We start from the raw sequence: 26605 nt of genomic DNA on the forward strand, positions 1-26605 counted from the left end.
CGCGTCCTGAAGCGTCCGGTTCTGCTTCCGCAGGCGCTCGACCTCCTTGAGCGTCCCGCGCAGTGCCGCTACGACTTCGGCGGAGTTGTCCATGGGGGGTGTCCTCTCGGGATAACGGTGGTCAGTCGGCGATGCTCTGCCGGGCCAGTGACAGCAGGTCCGCGGTGTCCATCGCGTCGATGGCCCCGGAGTCCTGCTCCCCGCCGGCGTCGGTGTCCCGATCGGAGTCGGTCGTGGTGTTCAGGAGGTCGAGCACGCCCGCGCGGCGCAACCGCTCCAGCGGAAGCGTCGCCAGAGCGTGCCGGACCCGTGCTTCTTCTTCGGTCTCGTAGGTGTGGTGGACGTCCGGCCCGTCCAGTTCGAGCCGGTGCCGCAGCTGGGCGATCAGCTCGTTGGGGTTCGGGTGGTCGAACACGACGGTCGCGGGCAGTCGCAGGTCCATGGCCCGGTTGAGTTCGTTGCGGAACTCGACGGCGGTGAGCGAGTCGAACCCGAGGTCGCGGAACGCGCGGCCCGCGGAGATGTCCGCAGGGTCCGGGTGGTCGAGTACGCGGGCGCAGATCCGCTGCACCAGCCTCAGCAGCCGCTCGTTCTGCTCGGCGACGCCGAGGCCGCGCAGGGTCTCGGCGAAGCCGGTGCCGTCACGCTCACCGTCGAGAGGTTCGACGGCGTCGGGCCCCGGCGTGGACAGCGCTCCGAACAGCGTGCTCGGCCGGACCGAGGTGTACACGGAGAGGAACCGCTGCCAGTCGATGTCGGCGACCGCGACCTCGGTGCGGTCGGCGGCCAGCAGCGTGTCGAGCGTGCGGATCGCCTCGGCCGGGTCGATCAGACGTACGCCGGTACGGGCCAGGCCCTCCCGGAACGCGGCGTCGTCGCCCATCCCGGCACCGCCCCACGGTCCCCAGGCGACGGACAGCGCCTGGACTCCCCGTGTACGCAGGTTCCGTGCGTGCGCGTCGAGCACCGCGTTGGCCGCCGCGTAGGCGCCGTGGTCGCGGATGCCCCAGACGGCGCTGACCGAGGAGAAGTAGACGACGGCGTCGAGCGTGGCGGGGTCGAGGGCCGACTCCAGGAGGAGCGCCCCCTGGACCTTGGCGGCCAGCATCGTCGCCAGGTCGTCGACGCCGGTGGCGGAGAGCGGAGCGGCTCCGCCCACACCGGCGGCGTGCACGACGGCACTGACTCGTTCGCCCGTGTCGCGCAGCGTGCCGACGAGTCCGGTCACCGCGGCGGGGTCGGTGAGGTCACAGGCCAGCGCGCTGGCGTCGACCCCCTCGGCCCGCAGGTCGGCGAGGAGTTCGTCCGTGCCGGGTGCGTCTGGGCCCCGCCTGCTGACCAGCACCACGTGCGCGGCGCCGTGTCCGGCCAGCCAGCGGGCGATGTGGCCGCCCAAGGCCCCTGTCCCGCCGGTGACCAGGACGGTGCCAGCCGGGCGCCATCCGTCACCGGGCCGTGCGGGGAGCCCGGCGGGCACGAGCCTGCGGCCCAGCGCCTGCCCGTCCCGCACGCGGATCTGGTCCTCGCCGTCCGCTCCGCCCAGCACGGCGCGCAGCAGCCGGCCGGACTTCTCGTCGAGCGTGGCCGGCAGGTCGATCAGGCCGCCCCAGCCGTCCGGGTACTCCAGCGCGGCTGTCCGGCCCAGGCCCCACACGGCGGCCTGTGCGGGGTTCGTCGTCTCCCCCGTGGCGCCCTGGGTGAGGCACCACAGCGGTACACCGAGCCCGACCGCCGCGAGCGCCCGCACCGCGACGAGGGTGGCGGCCAGCCCGGTGGACACCTCCGGGCGGTGCGGGTGCGGGGTCTGGTCGAGCGCGGCAAGGCTGAGCACTCCGGACGGGGTGGTTCCGGCGGCCGCCGTACGGATCCGGTCGGCCAGCGCGTCGGCATCGGCCCCGGTGTCGGCGCTCAACTCGTCGGGACGAACCGGGATCGTGACGATCTCTGCGCCGTCCTCCCGCAGCGCGGCCAGCACCGGGTCCGCCGCGCTCGCGGCACCGGCCGTCGTGTCCGTGCCGTCGGCGGGAACCAGAGCCAGCCACCGGCCGGTGACGGTTTCCCCGGACGGGTCCAGCGGCGCCCATTCGGTCTCGTAGGCCGTTTCGCGGGGCGCGCTCGCGCCCATACCCGCGCTGCGCGGCCCGTCGGGCCAGAAACGCCGGTGCTGGAACGGGTACGTGGGCAGCTCGACGTGACCCAGCGGGGCGACCGGCAGGACCTTCGCGAGGTCGACCGGGGCTCCGTTGACGAACAGCTCGGCCAGCGCGGTCATCAGCCGGCGCTCCGTGCCGTCCCCCCGGCGCAGGCTGCCGGTGACCAGGGCCGTCACTCCGGCCTCTTCCACGGTCTGGGTGACCGGCAGGGTCAGCACCGGGTGCGGGCTGATCTCGGTGAACACCTGGTGGCCCTGCCGGGCGAGCGCGGTGACCGCCTCGGTCAGCCGCACCGGCCGGCGCAGATTGCCGTACCAGTACTCCGCGTCCAGTGCCTCGGTGTCCAGCCAGTCGGCGGTGACGGTGGAGAAGAAGGGGATGTCGCCGGTGCGGGGGGTGACCTGGGACAGAACGTCGAGCAGGCGCGAGCGCAGCGGCTCGACCTGCGCGGAGTGCGAGGCGTAGTCGATGCCGATCCAGCGGGAGCGCACGCCCTTGCTCTCCGCCTCGGCCTGAAGCTCCCGCAGCGCGGGCAGTTCACCTGAGACGGCGGTGGAGGCCGGGCCGTTGAACACCGCGACCGACACCGCGTCGCCCCAGCGCTCGATCCAGCGCGTCACGTCGTCGGGGGTCGCGGCGACCGAGAGCATCCCGCCCTTTCCGGACAGCTCGCGCAGGGCTCGGGCGCGCAGCACGGTCGCTGCGGCGGCGTCCTCGATGGACAGGGCGCCCGCGACGCAGGCCGCCGCGATCTCGCCCTGCGAGTGTCCGATCACCGCCGAGGGCCGTACCCCCCACGACTCCCACTGCCGGGCCAGCGACACCATGGTGGCGAACAGCATCGGCTGCACCACGTCGGCGGCCTCCGGGTCCCGGTCGCCGAAGCCGGAACGGGCCGCGTCGGTGATCGACCAGCCCAGGTGCGGTCGCATCGCCTGGTCGCACTCGTCCCACCGGGCGGCGAACGCGGGAGAACTGTCGAGCAGTTCGTTCGCCATGCCGGGCCACTGGCTGCCCTGTCCGGGGAAGATCCATACCGGCGCGCGGTCGAACGACCGGGCCGTCCCGGTGACCACGCCGTCGGCGCTCTCGCCCGCCGCGACCAGACGCAGGCCGGCGGCCAGCGAGTCGCGGTCGGTACCGAGCACCACCGCACGGTGGTCGAACGTGGCACGGGTGCCGGCCAGCGCGGAGGCGATCTCACCGATGCCGGGCCGGTCCTCGCCGGCCGGCTCGGTGGTGCTGTCGGCCAGCCGCTCCGCGTGCTTGCGCAGCGCGCGGTCGCCTCGGGCGGTGAGCACCCACGGCAGTACGCCGCCGGACGGGGGCAGCGGCGCCGGCGCCGGGTCCTCGGGCGCCTGCTCCAGGATGATGTGGGCGTTCGTACCGGACACTCCGAACGAGGACACGCCCGCGCGGCGCGGGCGTTCCGGCACCGGCCACGGCCGTTCCTCGGCGAGCAGTCCGACATTGCCGCGCGACCAGTCCAGCTTGGTGCTGGGACGCTCGACGTGGAGGGTACGGGGAAGCACGTCGTGCCGCATGGCCTGCACCATCTTGATCACGCCGAGGACTCCGCCCGCCGCCTGGGCGTGGCCGATGTTCGACTTGACCGATCCCATCCACAGCGGGTGTTCGGGATCCCGGTCCCGGCCGTAGACGGCCATCAGGGCCTGGGCCTCGATGGGGTCGCCCAGGACCGTGCCGGTGCCGTGGGCCTCGACGGCGTCCACGTCGGACGCCTGCGTACCGGCGTCGGCGAGGGCCGCGCGGATCACCCGTTGCTGGGCCGGTCCGCTCGGCGCGGACAGCCCGTTGGACGCGCCGTCCGAGTTGATCGCGGTGCCGCTCACCAGCGCGAGCACCCGGTGTCCCCGGCGGCGGGCGTCGGAGAGCCGTTCGACCAGCAGCATGCTGGCGCCCTCGCTCCAGCCGGTGCCGTCGGCGTCGTCGGAGAACGCCTTGCACCGCCCGTCGCCGGCCAGTCCGCCCAGCTCGGCGAACTGCCGGAATCCGCGCTCGGTCGACATGATCGCGACACCGCCCGCGAGGGCCAGTTCGCACTCGCCGGCCCGCAGGGCGCGCACCGCGAGGTGCAGCGCGACCAGCGACGCCGAGCACGCGGTGTCGACGGTCAGGGTGGGGCCCTCCAGGCCGAGCAGGTAGGCGATCCGGCCGGAGACCACGCTGGCGGCGGTACCGGTCAGCAGGTGGCCGCCGGAGGCGGCCGTCCCGGACATCGCGTGCTCGTAGTCCGAGCCGCCCACTCCGGCGAACACTCCGGTCCTGCGGCCCCGCAGCGTTCCGGCGTCGATTCCGGCGTTCTCGACGGCCTCCCAGGCCACCTCCAGCAGCACGCGCTGCTGGGGGTCCATGGCCAGTGCCTCCCGCCCGCTGATTCCGAAGAAGTCGGCGTCGAACCCCGCGGCGTCGGCGAGGAATCCGCCCTCCTTGCAGATGGAGAGGTCGAGGTCGTCGAGCTGCCAGCCGCGGTCGGTGGGGAACGGGCCGACGCCGCTCGCACCGTCGCGCACCAGCCGCCACAGCTCGTCCGGGCCCTCACCGCCGGGGAACCGGCAGGCCATGCCGACGATCGCGATCGGATCGTCCGTATCGGCGCGGACCGCGGTGTCCGTGTCGAACACATCGTCGCGGCCGAGCAGTTCGGCGACCAGGTGGTCGACGACGCGGGCCGGGGTGGGGTGGTCGAACACCAGGGTGGCGGGCTGGCGGCTGCCGATGTCGTTGCTGATCCGGTCGGCCAGCCGCACCGCCGACATGGAGCCCATGCCGATCTCGGTGAACGCACGGTCGGGCTCGATGTCCAAGGGGTCCCGGAAGCCGAGGACATCGGCCGCGGCGAGGCGTACGTCGGCAAGCAGCCGTCGCCGCAGCTCGGCGGGGTCGGACTCGGACGGCGGAGCGGACACCGCCACCGGCGCCGCCTCGGGCGCGGGCTCGGTGCGCGGCGCGGCCGTCCCGGTCCTGCGGGGTGCCGCGCTTCCTGCGGCGTCCGTTCCGGTCAGCCAGTAACGCTCCCGCTGGAACGGGTAGGTGGGCAGGTCCAGGCGCACCGCCCCGTCCGGAGCCAGCATGGTCTCCCACGGCACCGGCGCGCCCGCCGTGAACAGCTCACCGAGGGCGAGGAGCAGCGTCTCGGGTTCGTCGTGGTCGCGCTGCATGGTGGAGGCGACGGTCAGCGTCTCCGTGGAGTCCTGTACGCACTCGCGGGTGGGCAGGGCCAGGCCACCGGGGCCGACCTCCAGGAACGCGGTGACGCCGAGTCCGACGAGCCGCTCGATGCCGTCGCGGAAGCGCACCGGGCGGCGCATGTGCCGTACCCAGTAGTCCGGGTCGGTGATCTCGTCGGGGCTGACCAGTTCGCCGGTCATATCGCTGATCAGCGGGATCTTCGGCGCGTGATAGGTGAGGGTGCGTGCGACCTCGCCGAAGGGCTCCAATATCGGGTCCATGGAGGCGGAGTGGCCCGCCAGGCCGAGCGACAGCCGCCGGGCCCGCCTCCCGCGCGCCTCGCAGGCCGCGACGACGCTCTCGATCGCGTCGTCCGTGCCCGAGACCGCCATGGAGCGCGGCGAGTTGACGGCGGCGATGTCGACGTGCTGCCCGGTCTCGGTGAGGATCTCGCGCAGTTCCTCCTCGGACAGCGCGATCGATGCCATTCCGCCGGTGGTGCCCTGCATGAGCCGGCCCCGGGCGGCGACCAGAGCGGCGGAGTCCGCGAGGTCGAGCACCCCCGCCACATGCGCGGCGGCCAGCTCGCCGAGGGAGTGCCCCAGCAGGTAGTCGGGGGTCAGGCCCCAGTCCTTGAGCAGCTCCACGGTGGCCACCTCGACGGCGAACAGCGCGGGCTGGGCGATGGAGGCGCGGGAGACGAGTTCGTCGGAGGTCATCGCCTCGGACAGCGGCTCGGACAGATGCGGTGCGAACGCCTCGGTGATCTCGTCGAACGCGGCGGCGAACGCGGGGAACGCCTGGTACAGCTGCCGCCCCATCCGGGCGCGCTGGGCACCCTGGCCGCTGAAGAGGAACGTGGTACCGCCGTGGCGGCGGGCGCGGGAGTGGGCGACCCCGGACCCGGTGCGCCCCTGGGCCAGCAGCTCCAGGCCGCCGAGCAACTGCTCCCGGCCGGCGCCGACCACGACCGCCCGGTGCGGGTGTCGGTCACGGGTGGTGGCCAGAGCCGCGGCCAACTGCGCGCCGGTCGTCTCGGGGTGCGCTTCGACGAACTCCCGCAACCGGGCGGCCGACTCCCGCAGCGCCTTCGCGTCCCGCGCCGTGACCAGCAGCGTGGCGGGCACCTCCACGTCCACGGAGGCGGCCCGAGTCTGATCGCCGGAGGCCGAGGGCTCGTCCTCCGCCGCCTCACCCGCGGCCGGCTCGGGGGCCTGTTCGAGCACCACATGGGCGTTGGTACCGCTGATGCCGAAGCCGGAGACCGCCGCGCGGCGCGGCCGTCCGGTACGAGGCCAGGAGCCGGCTTCGGTCGCCAGCCGCACCTCGCCCGACGACCAGTCGACCTCCGGTGTGGGTACGTCCACGTGCAGCGTCCGGGGCAGCGTGCCGTGCCGCATCGCCATGACCATCTTGATCACGCCGGCCAGCCCGGCCGCCGCCTGGGTGTGCCCGATGTTGGACTTCACCGAGCCCAGCCACAGCGGCTGGTCGTCCGGCCTGCCCTGGCCGTAGGTGGCCAGCAACGCCTGTGCCTCGACGGGGTCACCGAGCCGGGTGCCGGTGCCGTGCGCCTCGACCACGTCGACCTGAGGGGCGCTCAGGTCGGCGTCCCGCAGCGCCTGGCGGATCACCCGCTGCTGGGAGGGGCCGTTGGGCGCGGTCAGCCCGTTGGACGCGCCGTCGGAGTTGACCGCGCTGCCCCGGACCACGGCCAGCACGGGCTCGCCCAGCCGTCGCGCCTCGCTCAGGGGGCGCAGCAGCAGCATCGCCGCGCCCTCGCCCCAGCCGGTGCCGTCCGCGTCCCCCGAGAACGCCTTGCACCGTGCGTCCGCGGACAGTCCGCCCTGCTCGTACAGCTCGGCGTAGAGCGCGGGTCCGCCCATCACGCTGACCCCACCGACCAGCGCCTGTGTGCATTCCCCGGCGCGCAGCGCCCGTACCGCCAGGTGGAGCGCGACCAACGAGGACGAGCAGGCGGTGTCGATGGACAGCGCCGGCCCCTCCGTGCCGAGGATGAACGCCAGCCGCCCGGAGGCCACGCTGTCCGTGGTGCCGGTCAGCAGATGGCCCATGGTCTGCTGCTGTTCGGTGTCGTCCTTGGGCCAGTACTGCTGGGCGGTGATGCCCACATAGACCCCGGTGGCCGAGCCGCGCAGCGACGAGGCCTGTACCCCGGCCCGCTCCAGCACCTCCCACGTGGTCTCCAGCAGGAGCCGCTGCTGCGGGTCCATGGCGAGCGCCTCTTTGGGCGACACCCCGAAGAAGTCGGCGTCGAAGGCCGCAGCGTCGGACAGGAACCCGCCCCGCTGGCAGATGCCGGGGTCGAAGTCGCTGGTGTCCCAGCCCCGGTCGGTGGGAAAGTCGCCGATCATGTCCCGGCCGCCGTCGACCACGTCCCACAGTCCCTCGGGCGAGTCGATGCCGCCGGCGAAGCGGCAGGACATGGCCACGATCGCGATGGGTTCGGCCGCGGCCGATTCCAGCTCGCGCAGCCGGCGTCGGGTCTCCTGGAGATCCGTGGTGACCTTCTTGAGGTAACCCACGAGCTTCTCGTCAGTGCTCACACTCATCAACAACCCCTGGTGGGAAGGAAATCGGTCGGTGGGAATCGGATGTGATCACCGGGGATCGGTGTCGGAACCGCCGTACTCGTTCTGGATGAAGGCGAAGACCTCGTCGATGTCCGTGTCGTCGACGTCGGTGTCGACCGGTCCCGACGATGCCGGCGCGCCCGCCTTCAGCAGCGTCAGGATGCGGCGCATCCGCTGCCCGATCTCACCGCTCGCGTCGTCACCCTGCGCGAGCGACTCGACCTCGGGTTCGAGCTGGTCGAGCTGGAGCAGGATCCGCTCGGCCGGGCTCAGCTCCACGGGGGCCAGCTGAGCCAGCAGGTGACCGGCCAGATCGCCGGGCGTCGGGTAGTCGTACACCGCGGTCGCGCTGATCCGCAGGCCGGTGGCGACGTTCAGCCGGTTCCGCAGCTCCACCGCGGTGAGCGAGTCGAAGCCCAGCTCCTTGAACTGCTGGTCCGTCGCGATGCCACTGTCGTCGGCGTGCCGCAGCACCGCTGCGACGTGCGTACGCACCAGCCCGGTCAGCAACTCACGTCGCGCCGGGTCGCTCAGCCCGTCCATCCGCTCCGCCAGCCGTGTACCGCCGTCGGTCTCGGGCTGCGCGGGGCCGCCCTGGACGCCCTCGGCGGCCCGGGTGAGTTCGGCGAGCAGGGGGCTCGGCCGGGTCGCCGTCTGGGTCGCGGCGAACCGGTCCCAGTCGACGTCGGCCACCATCACCGTCGCGGCGTCGGCGCGCAGCGCGGTCTCCAGCGCGGCGGTGGCCAGCTCCGCCGGCATGGCCAGCACCCCGGTGTGCGCGGTGCGGGCGGCCGCGGCGCCGTCGGCGGCCATGCCACCGCCTGCCCAGGCACCCCAGGCAACCGCCGTCCCGGGCAGTCCCTGGGCGCGCCGCCAGGTGACGAGCCCCTCCAGGAAGGCGTTCGCCGCCGCGTATCCGGCCTGGCCGGCCGCGCCGACCATCCCGGCCAGCGAGGAGAACACCACGAACATCGACAGGTCGGCGTCCCGGGTGGCTTCGTGCAGCACCAGTGCCGCGTCCGCCTTGGGACGCCACACCGCGGTCAGCCGCTCGGCGGTGAGCCCGTCCAGGACGCCGTCCTCCAGTACGCCCGCCGTGTGCACCACTCCCGTCAGCGGGCGGTCTTCGGGAAGGTCCGCCAGCATGCCGGAGACAGCGTCGCGGTCGGCGACGTCACAGGCCACGACGGTGGTCTCGGCGCCCAGTTCGAGCAGCTCGGCACGGAACTCCGCCACCCCGTCGGCGTCCGGGCCACGGCGGCTGGCCAGCAGCAGGTGCGGTACCCCGGCACCGGCCAGCCATCGCGCGGTGTGCCGCCCGAGCGCGCCCGTACCCCCGGTGACGAGCACCGTGCCCTGCTCGGGCACCCGCCGCCCGTTGTCCGGCAGCGACGCCACCCTGCGCAGGCGGCGTGCCCGTATCCCGTCGGAGCGCAGCGCGACCTGGTCCTCGCCGCCAGCCGTGACCACACCGATCAGGTCGGTGACGGTGTCCGGTTCCAGCCGGGCGGGCAGGTCGACCAGCCCGCCCCACTGCTGGGGCAGCTCCAGCGCGGCCACCCGGCCCAGGCCCCACAGAGCCGCCTGCGAAGGACTGGTCCGTTCGCCTTCCGATTCGCCGACGGCCACGGCGTCCCGGGTGAGGTACCACAGCGGTGCGTCCGGCAGCAGGTCGGCGAGCACCTGCGTCGTCGTGGTCGCGGCCAGCACGGCCTCGGGTCCCTCGCGCCGGGACGGCTCGTCATGGAGTGCGAGCAGCGACAGCACCCCGGAAACGGGCTCGCCGTCGTGGGCGTACGGGGCCAGTTGCTCGCCCAGCGTGGCGCGGTCGAGCCCGTGGGGGTCCAGGGGCACGATGCGCGTGTCGTCACCGCGCTTGGCCAGTTCGGCCGCCAGTTCGGCCGCCGGCCCGGTCGTGGATCCGGCGTGCGTCAGCACCAGCCAGCGGCCGTCGAGCCGCTGCGTGCCGCGCCGGGTGGCGGGCACCCAGCCGATGTCGTAGTTCCACGCCCGGACCGTGCCGTCCTGCTGCCGCCGGCGGTGCCACGCGGCCAGTTCGGGCAGCAGTCGGCTCGCCGGGGTCTCGGCGTCGACGCCGGCCAGCATCGTCAGCACCTCGTCGTTCTCCAGCGCCGTCCAGAACTCGGTGTCCGACGCGTCCGCGCGTCCGCTCGTCGGCTCCGGCCAGAACCGCTGGTGCTCGAAGGGGTACGTGGGCAGCTCCACCCGGTGCGCCCCGGTGTCCGCGAGCACCACCGGCCAGTCCGCCTCGGCGCCCGCGAGCCAGGCCCGCGCCACCGCCGCGAGGATCGCCGACTGCTCGTCCTGCGTCCGGCGCAGGGCGGGCACCGCCGCGACGTCGGGGGCGCCGTCGGCGATCTCGCCGACCATCGCGGTGAGGATCGCGTCGGGGCCGAGTTCGACGAACGTGGACACCCCGTACTCCCGCAGCCAGGTGACCGCGTCCGCGAAGCGCACTCCCGCCCTCGCGTGCTCGGCCCAGTAGTCGGGCGAGCCGAACTCCTCGGTGGCCGGGAGACCGGTCACCGTCGACACCAGGGGTATCTCCGGTGCCCGCCACTCCAGTTGCTCCAGCCGCGCCCGGAACTCCGCCAGCATCGGCTCCATCAGCTGCGAGTGGAACGCGTGGCTCACCCGCAGCCGCCGGGTGGTGACCTGCCGGTCCGCACAGGCCTCGACGATCCGGGTGACCGCCTGGTCCGCTCCCGCGACGACCACGGACCTGGGCCCGTTGACCGCCGCGATCGACACCTCGGGTTCGCCCTCCACCAGGCTCGCGACGAACTCCTCGGAGGCTCGGACGGAGACCATCACGCCGCCCTCGGGCAGCGCCTGCATGAGCGCGCCGCGCGCCACGATGAGCGTGCACGCGTCCGCCAGCGACAGCACGCCGCTGACGTGCGCCGCGGTGATCTCGCCGATGGAGTGCCCGGCGACGTGGTCCGGACGCACCCCCCACGAGCGGAGCAGCCGGAACAGGGCGACCTCGAGTGCGAACAGCGCGGGCTGGGTGAACTCCGTGCGGTCCAGCCGCTCCGGGTCCTCGAAGATCACCTCGCGCAGCGGGCCCGCCAGACCGGCGGTGTCCAGCGCCTCGGCCACCTCGTCCAGCGCCTCGGCGAACGCCGGGAACCGCTCGTACAACTCCCGGCCCATGCCCGCACGCTGCGAGCCCTGCCCGGAGAACACGAACGCCACAGGCCCGGAGGACACCGGCTCGGCGAGCGTGTCACCGGCGGCGACCGAGCGGAGCCCGGCCAGCAGAGCGTCCCGGTCGCCGGCCGTCACCACGGCGCCGGTCCTGAACCGTGAGCGGCCGGTGGCCATGGAGAACGCCACGTCGGCGACGGGCAGTGCGGGCCGCTCGGCCACGTACGCGGCGAGCCTGCCGGCCTGGTCGCGCAGCGCGGTGGGCGTCCTCGCGGACAGTACGACCGGCACGGTGAACTCCGGGCCCTTCGCCTCCCGGGCGGCAGGCTCGGCGACGGGTTCCAGCTGTTCGATGATCACGTGCGCGTTCGTCCCGCTGATGCCGAAGGACGACACGGCGGCGCGGCGCGGCTGCCCGGTGTCCGGCCACTCGTGCTCTTCGCTCGCCAGCTCGACCAGACCGGCGGACCAGTCGATGTGCGGCGAGCGCTCCTCGGCGTGCAGCGTCCGGGGCACCGTGCCGTGCCGCATGGCCAGCACCATCTTGATCACGCCGGTGACACCGGCCGCGGCCTGGGTGTGGCCGATGTTGGACTTCACCGATCCGAACAGCAGCGGCCGGGTCCGGTTCTGTCCGTACGTCGAGATCACCGCGTCCGCCTCGATCGGGTCACCCAGCGTGGTGCCCGTCCCATGCCCTTCCAGCACGTCGACGTCGGCGCCGGCCAGACCGGCCGAGGACAGCGCCTGGTTGATGACCCGCTGCTGCGCGAGACCGCTGGGCGCGGCCAGGCCGTTGGACGCGCCGTCCTGGTTGACCGCCGAGCCCCGGATCGTGGCCAGCACCGGATGGCCGTTGCGGCGCGCGGCCGACAGCCGCTCGACGATCACCGTCGAGCAGCCCTCGGCCCAGCCGGTGCCGTCGGCGGCGGCGGAGAACGCCTTGCACCGCCCGTCCGCGGACAGTCCGCCCTGCCGGGTGAACTCCAGGAACAGGCCGGGCGTGGACATCACGGCCACGCCGCCCACCACCGCCAGTTCGCACTCGCCCGAGCGCAGCGACTGGCCGGCCAGGTGCAGCGCCACCAGCGAGGACGAGCACGCGGTGTCCACGGTGACGGCCGGCCCCTCCAGGCCGAGGGTGTAGGCGATACGGCCGGAGAGCACGCTGGAGGTGTTGCCGGTCAGCAGGTAGCCCTCCAGCCCCTCGCCGCCACCGTCCAGGTAGCTGCCGTGACTGGCGCCCATGAACACGCCGGTACGGCTGCCGTGCAGCGAAGCCGGCACGATCCCGGCGTGCTCCAGGGCTTGCCACGAGGTCTCCAGCACGAGCCGCTGCTGGGGATCCATGGCCAGCGCCTCGCGCGGGGAGATGCCGAAGAAGTCGGCGTCGAACCCGGGGGCCTCGTAGAGGAATCCGCCCGAGGTGGTCGCGCAGCCGGCCGCGGCGAGCCCGGCGAGGTCCCAGCCCCGGTCCGTGGGCAGGCCCGCGACGGCGTCCGTCCCGGATTCCAGCAACTGCCAGAACTCGTCGGGGGAACCGACCTGGCCGGGCAGTCGGCAGGCCATTCCGACGATCACCATGGGGTCGTCGTCGGGGTCCTCGGCCCGGGAGTCCACGGTGACCGCGGTGGTCGCGGCCGCCGCGTCGTCACCGAGCAGCTGCCCGAGGATGTGGTCGGCCAGCGCGTTCGGCGTGCTGTAGTCGAAGACCACGGTCGCCGGCAGCCGGAGCCCGGTCGCGGCGGAGACCCGGTTGCGCAGCTCCAGCGCGGTCAGCGAGTCGAAGCCCTGGTCCTTGAAGGCCACGCCGACCCGGACGCTCTCGGCGTCGCTATGGCCGATCACCGCCACGACCAGCCGGGATACCAGCTCCCGTATCTCACGGGTCCGCTCCGCGGGCGGCAGCGCCGCCAGCGTGGCGGCGAGCCCCTCCTGCCCGCCGAGGTCCGCTGCCGCCGCGGTGCGCCGTACCGGCCGCGCGCGGGGGGCAAGGTCCTTGACGACGGGCGAGGGGTGCCCGTTCGCGCGAAGCGCCCGCTGGTCGAGGCGGATGGGCGAGACCACCGCCCGGTCCACGGTGAGCGCGGCGTCGAAGAGTTCGACACCGACCTCGGCGGGCATTTCGGCGAGGCCGATGCGCGCCATGCGCCGCATGTCCTCCTCGGTCAGCGAGCCGGTCATACCGACTTCCCGGGACCACGTGCCCCAGGACATCGCGGTCGCGGGCAGCCCCAACGACCGGCGGTGGCCCGCCAGACCGTCCATGAACGTGTTGCTCGCCGCGTACGCGGCCTGTCCCGGGCTGCCCAGGATGCCCGCCGCCGAGGAGAACATCACGAACATCGACAGGTCCGCGTCCTCGGTCAGCTCGTGCAGGTTCCAGGCCCCGTCCAGCTTCGGCGCCAGTACCGGCTCGGCGCTCTCCGCGCTCAGCGATCCGACCGTGGCGTCCAGAAGCACGCCCGCCGTGTGCACGACCCCGGTCAGCGGGTGCTCCGCCGAGACGGCGGCCAGCACTCCGGCCAGCGCGTCCCGGTCGGTGACGTCGCAGGCCACCGCCTGGGCCTGGGCCCCGAGCGCCGTCAGTTCCGCCACCAACTCCCCGGCCCCGGGCGTCTGCGCGCCCCTGCGGCTGGTCAGCAGCAGATTCCGCGCACCGTGTTCGGTCACCAGATGGCGGGCGAACAGCGCGCCCAGGCCGCCGGTACCACCGGTGATCAGCACGGTGCCCTCGGGATCGAGGGGCTTCGGCACGGTCAGTACGACCTTGCCCACATGCCTGGCCTGGCTGACGAAGCGGAACGCCTCGGGCGCCCGCCGTATGTCCCAGGTCGTCACCGGCAGCGGAGCCACCGCGCCGTCCTCGAACAGCCTCGCGAGCGCGTCCAGCATGCGCGCGGTCCCCTCCGGGCCCACCGCCATCAGGTCGAAGGCGGTGTAGGCGACGCCGGGGTGCCGCACCCCGACCTCGTGGGCGTCGCGGATGTCGGTCTTGCCCATCTCCACGAAGCGCCCGCCGTCGCCCAGCAGCCGCAGCGACGCGTCGACGTACTCACCGGCCAGCGAGTTCAGCACCACGTCGACACCGCGGTCGCCGCTCACCGCGCCGAAGGACCGCTCGAAATCGAGAGTCCGGGACGAGGCGATGTGGTCGTCCGCGACGCCCAGCTCGCGCAGCCGGTCCCACTTGGCCGGGCTCGCGGTGGCGAACACCTCCGCGCCCAGGTGACGGGCCAGCTGGACCGCTGCCATGCCGACACCGCCCGCCCCCGCGTGCACCACCACGGACTCCCCGGCCCGCAGCCCGGCCACCTCGACCAGGCCGTAGTAGGCGGTCAGGTAGGTGGCGGCCACCGAGCCCGCACGGGCGAACGACCAGCCGGCCGGTATCCGCGTGAGCAGCCTCTCGTCGGTGACCATGACCGGGCCCGCGCCGCTGGTGTGGAACATGCCGAGCACCCGGTCCCCCGGGCGCACCCGGGTCACACCGGCGCCTACCTCGGTGACGACTCCCGCCGCCTCGGTGCCCAGCAGGTTGTTCTGTCCGGGGATCATGCCGAGGGCGTTGACCACGTCCCGGAAGTTCAGACCCACCGCGCGCGTCGACACCCGTACCTCGTCCGGACCCAGCGCCCCGGCCACCTCGGCGGCGGGCCGCAGCGCCAGCTTGTCGAGCGAGCCCTTCTCCGTGATCTCCAGCCGCCAGACCGGCTCTCCGTCCGGTACGGGAAGGAGGTCGTCGGTGGACAGCCGGGCGTAGCGGGGGGTGAGCGGCTTACCACCGCGTACCGCCACCTGTGCCTCTCCCGTGGCCACCGCGTCCGCGAGCGGTCCTTCTGTCTCCTCGGCGTCCGGGTCGAGGTCCACGAGCACGAACCGGTCCGGGTGTTCGGTCTGCGCCGAGCGCAGCAGCCCCCAGACAGCGGCGCCGCCCAGATCGCGCACCGGCTCCCCGTCGGTGGTGCTCACCGCGCCGCGGGTGACGACGACCAGGCGCTTGTCGTCGGCGTCCGTACGGGCCAGCCACCGCTGCAGCAGTTCCAGCGCCTCGGCCACGGCCGCGCGCACCTCGGTGCCGACCTCGCCGGTCCCTGCCGCGATCCGGGCCACCTCGGTCCCCGGCGTCGGCCCGTCGGCGGTCTTCGCGGCGGGCCAGGACAGCCCCAGGAGCATGTCGTCGCCCCGGCGTCCGGGTACCGGCAACGCGTCCGGCGAGACCGGGCGTACCGCCATCGAGGCCAGGGAGAGCACCGGCCGGCCCGCCGGGTCCGCCAGTTCGGCGGCCACCGACTCCGGGCCGAGGGTGGTGATCCGCACCCGGACCGTACGCGCTCCGACCGCGTGCACGGTGACCCCGCTGAACGCGAACGGCAGCCAGCCCTGCTCCGGTTCGGCGAGAGCGCTGTAGCCGCCGGCGTGCAACGCCGAGTCGAGCAGCGCCGGGTGGATCACGAAGCGCTCCGCGTCGTCGCCCGTGTCCTCGGCCAGCACGGCCTCGGCGAACACCTCGTCGCCGCGCCGCCACACCGACCGCAGCCCCCGGAACGGCCCGTCGTAGCCGAAACCGGCTGCCGCACGCTCCTGGTAGTAGTCGTCGGCCACCACCGGCTCGGCGCCGGCCGGCGGCCAGGCATCGCCGGCCCAGCCGGTCTCCGCCTCGACGGCCGGGGTGAGCACACCGCCGGCGTGCTGCTTCCACTCCTCCTCGTCGTCGCCGCACGCGTACATCTCGACGGTCCGCGCACCGGCGCCGTCCGGCTCACCGAGCACGACCTGGATCCGTACCCCGCCTTCCTCGGGCAGGACCAGCGGCGCGTGCAGCGCCAGCTCGCCGACCCGGGGGCAGCCCACGTCCTCGCCCGCCCTGGACGCCAGCTCCACGAACCCCGTACCGGGGAACACCGCGACACCGTGCACGCGGTGGCCGTCCAGCCACGGGTGCGCGCGCAGGGACAGCCGGCCGGTGAACACGTGCCCGCCGCTCTGCGGCAGTTCCATGCTCGCGCCGAGCAGCGGGTGACCCGCCGTGCGCAGCCCGATCGCCGCCACGTCGGAGGCGCTCGCCACCGGGGACGGCCAGAACCGCTGTCGCTGGAAGGCGTACGTGGGCAACTCCACCCGTCGTGCGATGCCGTCCCCGGGCCGCGCCGACGACCAGTCCACGGGCACCCCGTGCACGTGGAGCCGCGCCAGCGCGGTCGCCAGCTGGACCTCTTCGTCCTGCTGCCGCCGCAGCGTCCCGGTCACCACGGCCGCGACGTCCACCGACTCGGCGGCCTCCTGGATCGGTACGGTGAGCAACGGATGCGGGCTGATCTCGGCGAAGGTACGGAACCCCTCGGTGAGCAGGCCGTGTACGGCGGGCTCGAAGCGCACGGTCTGGCGCAGGTTGCGGAACCAGTAGCGGGCATCGAGCAGTTCACCAGGAGCGACCCAGGCGTCGTCCACCGTGGAGTAGAACGGGATCTCCGGGTCCCGGGGCGTCAACGGGGCGAGCAGGCGCAGCAGTTCGTCGCGCAGCGGCTCCATCTCGCCCGAGTGGGACGCGTAGTCCACTTCGATGCGGCGGCACCGGACGTCCCGCTCCAGCAGGCTCGACAGCACCAGCTCCAGCGGCCGGGTCGGCCCCGCGATCACCACCGAACGCGGGCCGTTGACCGCGGCGACCGACACGTCGTCGACCCCGCTCAGCAGTGGTTCGACCTCCTCGACCGGCAGGGACACCGAGATCATGCCGCCGGTGCCCGCCACGGCGCCCAGTGCGCGCGACCTCAGCGCCACCGCCCGCGCGCCGTCCTCCAGCGAGAGCGCCCCGGCCACGCAGGCCGCCGCGATCTCGCCCTGCGAGTGCCCGACGACCGCCACCGGGCGCACTCCGTGCTCCGCCCACACGGCGGCCAGCGACACCATCACCGCCCACAGCACCGGCTGCACCACGTCCACCCGGCTCAGCAGCGCCGTGTCGTCCAGCGCGTCGGTGAGCGACCAGTCCACGAAGGGAGCCAGCGCCTGCTCGCACTCCAGCAGTTTCGCGGCGAACACCGGTGAGCTTCCGGCCAGTTGCCGTCCCATTGAGGGCCACTGCGCGCCCTGCCCGGGGAAGACGAACACGACGCCGCCCGTCGCGTCCGCGACACCGGTGACCACGTTCGCCTCGTCCGTACCCGTGGCGAGCGCGTCCAGCCCGGCGAGCAGTTCCTGGTGGTCCCGGGCGACGACGGCGGCCCGGTGGTCGAACAGGCCGCGCGTGGTGCGCGCGGCGAGCGCCACCTCGGCCGGACGCAGCGACGGGTCGTTACCGAGCAGCCCGGCGAGGCGCGCGGCGTTGTCCCGCACCGCGGCCGCCGACCTGCCGGACAGTACGACGGGCACCGCGCCCTGCGGTGCGTCCGGGGCCCCGGCGTCACCGCCCGGGTCCGCCGGCACGTCGGTCTCCGCGGAGTCGTCGGCCGGGGCCTGCTCCAGGATGACGTGCGCGTTGGTGCCGCTGATCCCGAAGGCCGACACCGCGGCGCGCCGGGGCCGCGTCACCTCGGGCCACGCGGTCTCGTCGGTGAGCAGTTCGACCGCACCCGCCGACCAGTTCACGTGGGGGGTGCGCTCGTCGGCGTGCAGGGTCCGGGGCAACTCGCCCGCCCGCAGCGCCAGTACGGTCTTGATCACGCCGGCGACACCGGCGGCCGCCTGGGTGTGGCCGATGTTGGACTTCACCGAGCCCAGCAGCAGCGGCTGTTCCCGGTCCTGACCGTAGGTGGCCAGCAGTGCCTGCGCCTCGATCGGGTCTCCGAGCGAGGTGCCGGTGCCGTGTGCCTCCACGGCGTCCACGTCGGCCGGTTCCAGTCCGGCCTGCGCGAGCGCGGTGCGGATGACCCGTTGCTGTGCGGGGCCACTGGGCGCGGACAGGCCGTTGGAGGCACCGTCCTGGTTCATGGCGGAGCCCGCGATCACCGCGAGGACCTCGTGTCCGTTGCGTCGCGCGTCCGACAGCCGCTCCAGCAGCACCAGTCCGGCGCCCTCGCTCCAGCCCGTGCCGTCCGCGCCCGCGCCGAACGCCTTGCACCGTCCGTCCGGTGACAGCGCGCCTTGGCGGGACATCTCGACGAACAGGTTCGGCGTGGTCATGACGGTCGCGCCACCGGCCAGCGCGAGGGAGCACTCCCCCCCCCGCAGTGACTTGACCGCAAGGTGCAGCGCGACCAGCGACGACGAGCAGGCGGTGTCCACCGACGCGGCGGGCCCCTGGAGTCCGAGCGTGTAGGCCAGGCGGCCGGACAGCACGCTGGAGGCGGTGCCGGTGGTGATGTGACCCTCGGTGTCCTCGGCCGCCCTGCGCAGCAGGGCCACGTAGTCCTGACCGTTGGTGCCCACGAACACACCGGTGTCGCTGCCGCGCTGGGTGGCCGGGTCGATCCCGGCCCGCTCCAGCGCTTCCCAGGCCAGCTCCAGGAGAATGCGCTGCTGCGGGTCCATGGCGAGCGCTTCGCGCGGTGAGATGCCGAAGAAGGCGGCGTCGAACTCGGCGGCGTGGTCGAGGAATCCGCCCACCCGCACGTGCGTGGTGCCCGCGTGCGAGGGGTCCGGGTCGAACAGGCCGTCCAGTTCCCAGCCGCGGTCGGCGGGGAACTCGGTCAGTGTCTCGCCGCCCTCGTGCAGCAGCCGCCACAGGTCCTCAGGGGTGTCGACGCCCGCCGGGAACCGGCAGGACATCGACACCACCGCGATCGGATCGTCCGCGACGGACCGTACGGTGACGGGGCGGAGCGCCTCGGCGCCCGGCTCGTCGAAGTGCGCGGCCAGGATGTGGCGGGCGATCGCGTCCGGAGTGGGGTGGTCGAACACCAGCGTACGAGGCAGCTCGAGGTCCAGCAGCGCGGCGAGGCGGTTGCGGAAGTCGACGGCGGCCAACGAGTCGAAGCCCTGCTCGCGCAGTGCGCGGCCGGTGTCCACGGCGGTGACGGCGTTGTGGCCGAGCACCGATGCCGCCTGGTCGCGGATGAGGGCCGTGAGCCTGGTCAGCCGCTCGTCCGTGGCGAGCGCGTGCAGTTCGGCGCCGAGCCCCGCGCGCGGCGTGATGGGCCCGTCCGGTGTGCCCTGCCCGCGGATGTCGCCCAGTTCGGTGAACAGCCGGTCGGGGCGCACGGCGGCGATCGTGGACAGCATGCGGGACCAGTCGACGTCCACGGCCATGACGGCCGGCACGTCGCCCCGTCCGATCAGTCCGCGCAGCGCGGCCAGGGCCGGCTCCGGCTCCAGGTCGGTCAGGCCGAGCCCGCGCATGCGCCGGCCGACCGCGTCCCCCGCGGCCATCCCGCCGCCGGCCCACGGCCCCCACGCCACGGACACGGCCGGCAGGCCGTCGGCGGCGCGTTGCCGGGCGAGGGCGTCCAGGTAGGCGTTGGCCGCCGCGTAGTTCGCCTGTCCGGCGTTGCCCATGACCCCGGTGAACGAGGAGAACAGCACGAACGCGCTCAGGTCCAGGTCCCGGGTCAGCTCGTGCAGGTTGCGCGTGCCCACGACCTTCGGTTCGGCGACGGCACGTATCCGCTCCGGTGTGAGGTCGACGAGCAGGCCGTCGTCCACCACGCCCGCCGTGTGCAGCACGGTGGTCAGCGGGAACTCCTCCGGGATGCCCGCGAGCACCCGGCTCAGTGCGTCCCGGTCGGTCACGTCACACGCCTCGACGCCGACCCGCGCGCCGAGTCCGGCCAGCTCGGTCTCCAACTCCGCCGTCGCCTCCGACCGGCCTGAGCGGCTGAGCAGCAGGATGTGCTCCGCCCCGAGCCCGGCCACCCACCGGGCGGCGTGTGCGCCCAGCGCTCCCGTCCCGCCGGTGATCAGCACCGTGCCGGTCGGGTTCCACGTCTGCTCGGGACCCGGGCGAGCGGGCAGCGGAACCAGCCGCCGTGCGTACATCCCGGATTCGCGGACGGCGAGTTGGTCCTCGTCCCCGCCGCCCAGAGCCTGAGCCAGCAGACGGGCGGTCCGGGCGCCGGGCGCCGCGGGCAGGTCGACCATGCCGCCCCACAGGCCGGGGTGTTCCAGCGCCACCACCCGGCCGAGGCCCCACAGCTGTGCCTGCTCGGGGCTATCCAGACTCTCCCCGGCGACGGTGACGGCGCCCGTGGTCAGGCACCACAGCCGGGTGGGCCGCTCCAGCTCGGCCAGCTCCTGGACCAGCGCGACGGTCGCCTCGACCGAGTCCAGCAGGGACACCACGATGTCCACCGGTGCCTCGTCGAACAGCTCTCGCAGCCGTCCGGCGAGCGGGAGACCGTCGGTCGTGATCGCACGCGCCGTCACGTCCTCGGCGGCCAGCGCGTCCTCGACCAGCGCCTTCAGTCCGCTCGCCCGATCGTCGGCGGGCAGTACCAGCAGCGCGCTGCCACGCGCCCCTGCGCGGGCCGGGGTGACCGGGTGCCACTCGACCTGGTGCAGCCACCGCGTCGCGGTCGCCCGACGATGCCGCTCGGCCCGCCAGGAACCCAGCGCCTCGACCACGGTGTGGAACGGCTCGTCGCCGTCCACCCCGAGCGTACGGCTCAACTCCGCCACATCGGAGCGGCCGACCGCGTCCCAGAAGTCGGTGTCCGGGGCGGCGGACACCCGCCGGTCGCCCGTGTCGGGCTCCGCCCAGAACCGCTGCCTGCGGAAGGGGTAGGTGGGCAGTTGGACGAGACGCGCGTTGGTCCCGCGGAAGTACGCGTCCCAGTCCACCTCGACACCACGGCCGTGCAGCCGGGCGGCCAGCGTGGCCGCCGAACGCTGCTCGGAGCCGTCTCGTCGCAGCGTGGGCAGGACCAGTGTCCCGGGGGCGTCGGCGAGCACCTGCATGGCCATCCCGGAGAGCACCGCGTCCGGTCCCACCTCGACAAGGACCGTCGCGCCCGCGGTGCGCAGCGCGGCGACACCGTCGCCGAAGCGCACAGCCTTCCGCACGTGGGACACCCAGTACTCGGGGGTGCACAACTCGTCGCCCGCCAGCTCTCCCAGGACGTTGGAGACGACCGGCAGACTCGGTTCGGCGAAGTCGACCCCGCGCAGCACCTCGGCGAACTCCGCGAGCATCGGGTCCATCAGAGGCGAGTGGAACGCGTGGCTCACCGGCAGCTCGCGGGTACGGGCGCCCCGCGCGGCGAACTCGGCCGCGATCTCGCGCACGGCGTCCGTCCCGCCGGAGAGCACCACCGCGGACGGGCCGTTCACCGCCGCGATGTCCACCTCGGCGCCGGTCGCCGACTTCTCGCGAAGCCGGTCCAGGACCTCGGACTCGGATGCCTCCACCGCGACCATGGTGCCGCCGGGCAGGTTCTGCATGAGCCGGCCCCGGGCCGCGACCACGGTGCACGCGTCGGCCAACGACCACACGCCCGCGACGTGCGCGGCGGCCAGTTCGCCGATCGAGTGGCCGACGAGCAGGTCGGGCCGTATCCCCCAGGACTCCAGCAGCCGGAACAGCGCGACCTCGACCGCGAACAGGGCGGGCTGGGTGTACTGGGTCTCGTTCAGCAGTCGCGGGTCCTCGTCGATCACCTCGCGCAGCGGACGTTCCAGCAGGCCGTCGAACTCGGCGCACACCGAGTCGAACCATGCGGCGAACACCGGGTACGCCTGGTACAACTCGCTGCCCATCCGGTGGCGTTGCGAGCCCTGGCCGGAGAAGAGGAAGGCCACGGTGTGCGACCCCGCCTTGTCGACGGGCAGCGCGGACGCTCCCTCGGCCAGCCGGAGCAGTCCGTCGCGGGCCGTTTCGGCGTCCGCGGCGAGCACGGCGGCCCGGTACGGCAGTGCGGTACGGGTGGTGGCCAGCGAGTAAGCGATGTCCAGGGGGCGTGGGCCGCCGTCGCCCAGCAGGTGGGCGAGCCGGCGTGCGTGGTCGGCCAGCGCCTCGGGGGCGGCGGCGGACAGCGTCAGCGGCACGGCGGGCGCGTCCGTGCCTGCGTCCGTGTCTGCGTCGGTGGCCTGGACCGGAGCCTCGTGGGCTCCTGCCGGGGAGAGGACGGAGCTCTCGTCCGTGGGCTCCTCGATGATGACGTGCGCGTTGGCGCCGCTGATGCCGAACGACGACACACCCGCCCGGCGGGGACGGTCGAGTTCGAGCCACGGCCGTGCCTCGGTCAGCAGCCGCAGCTGCCCCGAGGACCAGTCCACGTGCGGGGTCGGCTCGTCCACGTGCAGGGTCCTGGGCAGCATGCCGTGGCGCATGGACAGCACCATCTTGATGACACCGGCCATCCCGGCCGCGGCCTGGGTGTGCCCGATGTTCGACTTGACGGAGCCCAGCCACAGCGGCTCGGAGCGGTCGCGGCCGTAGGCCGCCAACAGCGCCTGCGCCTCGATGGGATCGCCCAGCGAGGTCCCGGTTCCGTGTGCCTCGACGGCGTCGACCTCGTCGGAGCGCAGCCCGCCCGAGGCCAGCGCGTCACGGATCACCCGCTGTTGTGAGGGGCCGTTCGGCGCGGTCAGGCCATTGGACCGGCCGTCGGAGTTGACCGCGCTGCCGCGCAGTACCGCGAGTACCTCGTGTCCGTTGCGGCGGGCGTCGGAGAGCCGCTCCAGGAGCAGCACACCCGCTCCCTCGGACCATCCCGTCCCGTTCGCGCCCTCGGCGAATGCCCGGCACCTGCCGTCGGGTGACAACCCGTCCTGGGCGGCGAACTCCACGAAGATTCCCGGCCGGGCCATCACGGTGACGCCGGCGGCGACCGCCAGCTCGCACTCCCCCGCGCGCAGCGCGCCGGCCGCCTGGTGCAGGGCCACCAGCGAGGACGAGCACGCGGTGTCGACCGTGATCGCCGGGCCCTCGAAGCCGAACGCGTACGCGATGCGGCCGGAGAGCACGCTGGCGGTGACACCGGTGAGTACGTGGCCGCGCACCGCCTCGGCGCCTTCGTGCTGGCGCGGCCCGTAGTCCTGGGACATGGCGCCCACGTACACACCGACCCTGCGGTCCGGCAGCCGGGCCGGATCGACGGCGGCGCGCTCGAAAGCCTCCCACACCGTCTCCAGCAGCACGCGCTGCTGCGGGTCCATCGCCGTGGCCTCGCGAGGCGAGATGCCGAACAGGGCGGCGTCGAAGTCGGCCGCGTCGTGCAGGAATCCGCCCGCGCGGGGTACGGCGTCCGCCAACCGGTCCAACTGCCAGCCCCGGTCCGTGGGGAAGCCGCCGATGGCGTCGCCCTCCGCGGTCAGCAGCGACCAGAAGTCCTCGGGCGAGCGCACACCTCCGGGCAGCCGGCAGGTCATCGACACGATCGCGATCGGGTCGTCGTCCGAGGCCCGCGCCACGTGCACCGGCGCGGCCTCGGCCGAGTCGGTGTCCAGCAGAGCGACGAGCAGATCGACGACCGCGTTCGGCGTCGGGTGGTCGTACATGAGCGTGGTGGGCAGGTCGAGACCGGTCACCGCCACGAGCTGGTCGCGCAGTTCCACGGCCAGCGCGGAGTCGAACCCCACGTCACGGAAGCTTGTCGTGGGCAGCAGTTCGACGGCGTCGTCGTGCCCGATCACAGCGGCCGCCTCGTCCCGGACGAGGTTCAGCAGCGTACGCCGCCGGGCTCCGCCCGCCGCCGAGGCCCGCTCGAAGCGGGTGGAGGGCACGGACGGGCCCGGTTCGTCGTCGCCCACCGGCCCGAGCGCCCGCTCGGACCGGGCGGCCGGCGCGCGACGGCGTGTCGCGGCGCCGTCACCGGCGGCTCCCAATTCGCGGCGCTGGAAGGCGTAGTACGGGAGGTCGACGCGCACCGGACGGTGAGCGGCGAGTACAGCGGTCCAGTCGACGTCGACGCCCAGGCAGTGCGCGCGGGCGAGCGCGCCGAGATACCGGCGCCAGCCGCCGTCGTTCCTGCGCAGCGTCGGCAGCGCCTCGGCGGCCGTCTCGTGCCGCCGCGCCATCTCACTCACCCCGACGGTCAGCACCGGGTGCGGGCTGATCTCCAGGAACACCTGGTGTCCCTGGTCGAGCAGTGCGTGCACGGCGGTGTCGAAGCGGACGGGGCTGCGCAGGTTGCGATACCAGTACTCGGAGCCCAACTCGGTGCCGTCGACCGGTTGGCCGGTGACCGACGACACGATGGTCACGTCGGTCGCGACCGCGGTGACCCCGGCCAGGATCTCCGCCAGTTCCTCGCGCAGGGGTTCCACCGCGGGCGAGTGGGACGCGTAGTCGATCGGCACCCGTTGGGCGCGTACGCTCCGCTGTTCGCAGCGTGCGGTCAGCTCGGTCAGCTCGGCGCGCGGCCCGGCCACGACGGTGGCGGCGGGTCCGTTGACCGCGGCGACCGTCAGCGCACCGGACCACTCCTGGAGCAGTTCCTCGGTCTCGTCGACGGACAGCGCGAGGGTGACCAGGCCGGTGTGCCCGGCGAGTTGGGTGAGGGCACGCGCGCGCAGCGCCACGATGCGCGCGCCGTCCTCCAGCGACAGCGCGCCCGCCACGACTGCCGCCGCGATCTCGCCCTGGCTGTGTCCGACCACGGCGCAGGGCTCCACCCCGCAGGCCCGCCACAGCGAGGCCAGCGACACCATCACCGCGAACAGGGCGGGCTGTACGACGCCGTCACCCAGGTCCAGGGTCGGCGCGCCCTCCTCGCCGCGCAGCACCGAGGACAGGGACCATTCGACGTACGGGCTCAGCGCCGCCTCGCACTCCGCGACGGAGCGGGCGAAGACGGCGGAGGAGTCCATCAGTTCCGCGGCCATGCCCGCCCACTGCGAGCCCTGGCCGGGGAAGACGAACACCGTTCCGGGAGCGGCCAGCGATCGTCCGTTCGTCACGGCCTTCGTGGGGGTGCCGTCCGCCAGGGCGTCCAGCCCCCGCATCAGCTCCGCCCGGTCCGCGCCGACCACCGCGCCGCGGTACTGCGCGTGGGTACGGGTCGTGGCCAGGGAGAACGCCACGTCGGCCGGTGTCGCGTCGGGTTGACCGGCCAGCAGGGCGGACAGCGCCTTCGCCTGGCCCGCGAGCGCGTCGGGGGTGTGGCCGGAGAGCACCCAGGAGAGCGGCGCGGTCTCGGTGACCAGCTCGGGTTCCTCGCTGGATACGGGACGTTCCGGTGCCGCGGGACGCTCCGGCGCGTCGGCGGCGGCGTGTTCGGTGAGCACCAGGTGGCAGTTGGTGCCGCCGATACCGAAGGAGCTGACCCCGGCCACCCTGGCCCGCTCGGAGACCCATGCCTCGGCCTCGCGTTGCACACTGAGCTTGAGTTCGTCGAGGTCGATACGCGGGTTGGGCGCCTCGAAGTTGAGGCTCGGCACGAACTCCCCGTGGTGCAGGCACAGCACGGTCTTGATCAGCCCGGCGATACCGGCCGCACCTTCGAGGTGGCCGATGTTGGTCTTCGCCGACCCGACCCGCAGCGGTACGCCGTCCTGGCGCGACGCGCCGAACACAGCGCCCAGTGCGGCGGCCTCGACGGGGTCGCCCTGCGCGGTTCCGGTGCCGTGCAACTCGACGTAGTCCACGTCGGACGGATCGACCGCGGCGTTCCGGTGGGCGAGGCGCAGCACCTCGGCCTGCGCCCGCTCGTCCGGGACGGTGAACCCCGGGCCTCCGCCGTCGTTGTTCACCGCGCCGCCGGCGAGCACGGCGTAGACGTGGTCGCCGTCGGCCAGTGCGTCGGACAGGAAACGCAGCAGCACGGCGCCGCCGCCCTCGCCGCGTACGTAGCCGTTGGCGCGCGCGTCGAAGGTGTAGCAGTGCCCGTCCGGTGACAGCGCACCCGCCTTGTCGACGGCGAGCGTGCCCTCGGGGGTGAGGATGAGGTTGACTCCACCGGCGACCGCGGCCGAGCACTCGCCCCGTCGCATGCTCTCCGCCGCGAGGTGCAGGGCGACCAGGGAGGACGACTGCCCGGAGTCGACCACCAGGCTCGGCCCGCGTAGACCGAGGGCGTAGGAGACACGGTTCGCGATGCCGCCGCGCAGCAGCCCGGTCAGGCTGTGCGGGGTGAGCGCCGCGGGACCCTGGTCGTGTACGACGGTCGCGTACTCGGTGCCGATGGAGCCGACGAAGACCCCGGTGTCGGAGCGCCGGAACCGGCCGTCGGGCCAGCCGGCGTCCTCGAACACTTCCCAGCCCAGCTCCAGCATGAGTCGCTGCTGCGGGTCCATCGCGGCCGCCTCGCGCTGCGAGATGCCGAAGAAGCCCGCGTCGAACGAGTCGACCGAGTCGACGAATCCGGCGCGCGGCTCGGCCGAGGAGACGGACAACGTTGCCCGCCTGCTCTCGGGGACCTCGGAGATGCTCTCCATTCCGGACCTGAGCAACCGGAAGAACTGCCTGTGGTCACGTGCTCCGGGGAGTCGGCAGGAAATTCCGACGATCGCCACTGGTTCCGTCGAGCGCGAGGACCCACTGCGGTCACTACCGACTGACATGAGCGTTGCCAACCTTTCCGAGGTCCTGGCGATATTGATTCGATCGAATGACGGTCTCAGCCGTATCGGGTGTGCGCAGACAGCTCGGGGCGCCGCACATGGCCGGCATGAAGGTCA

2 protein-coding genes are annotated in these 26605 nt (G+C 73.6%); both read right to left on the reverse strand.

The window, feature by feature from the left end; translation table 11 throughout:
• Nucleotides 1-121 precede the first annotated feature (121 nt).
• Entirely contained in the window at nt 122-7912 is a 7791-nt protein-coding gene (locus ACIOJD_RS23900; RefSeq protein WP_401918025.1) for a type I polyketide synthase, read from the reverse strand.
• A 54-nt stretch (nt 7913-7966) separates the two neighbouring features.
• Nucleotides 7967-26488 carry a type I polyketide synthase gene (locus tag ACIOJD_RS23905; protein ID WP_401917165.1) on the reverse strand — a complete coding sequence of 6174 codons (18522 nt, stop codon included), beginning with the start codon at nt 26486-26488 and terminating at the stop codon, nt 7967-7969.
• Nucleotides 26489-26605 lie beyond the last annotated feature (117 nt).

It is taken from the genome of Streptomyces sp. NPDC088116 (assembly GCF_044741745.1).
GTDB lineage: Bacteria > Actinomycetota > Actinomycetes > Streptomycetales > Streptomycetaceae > Streptomyces.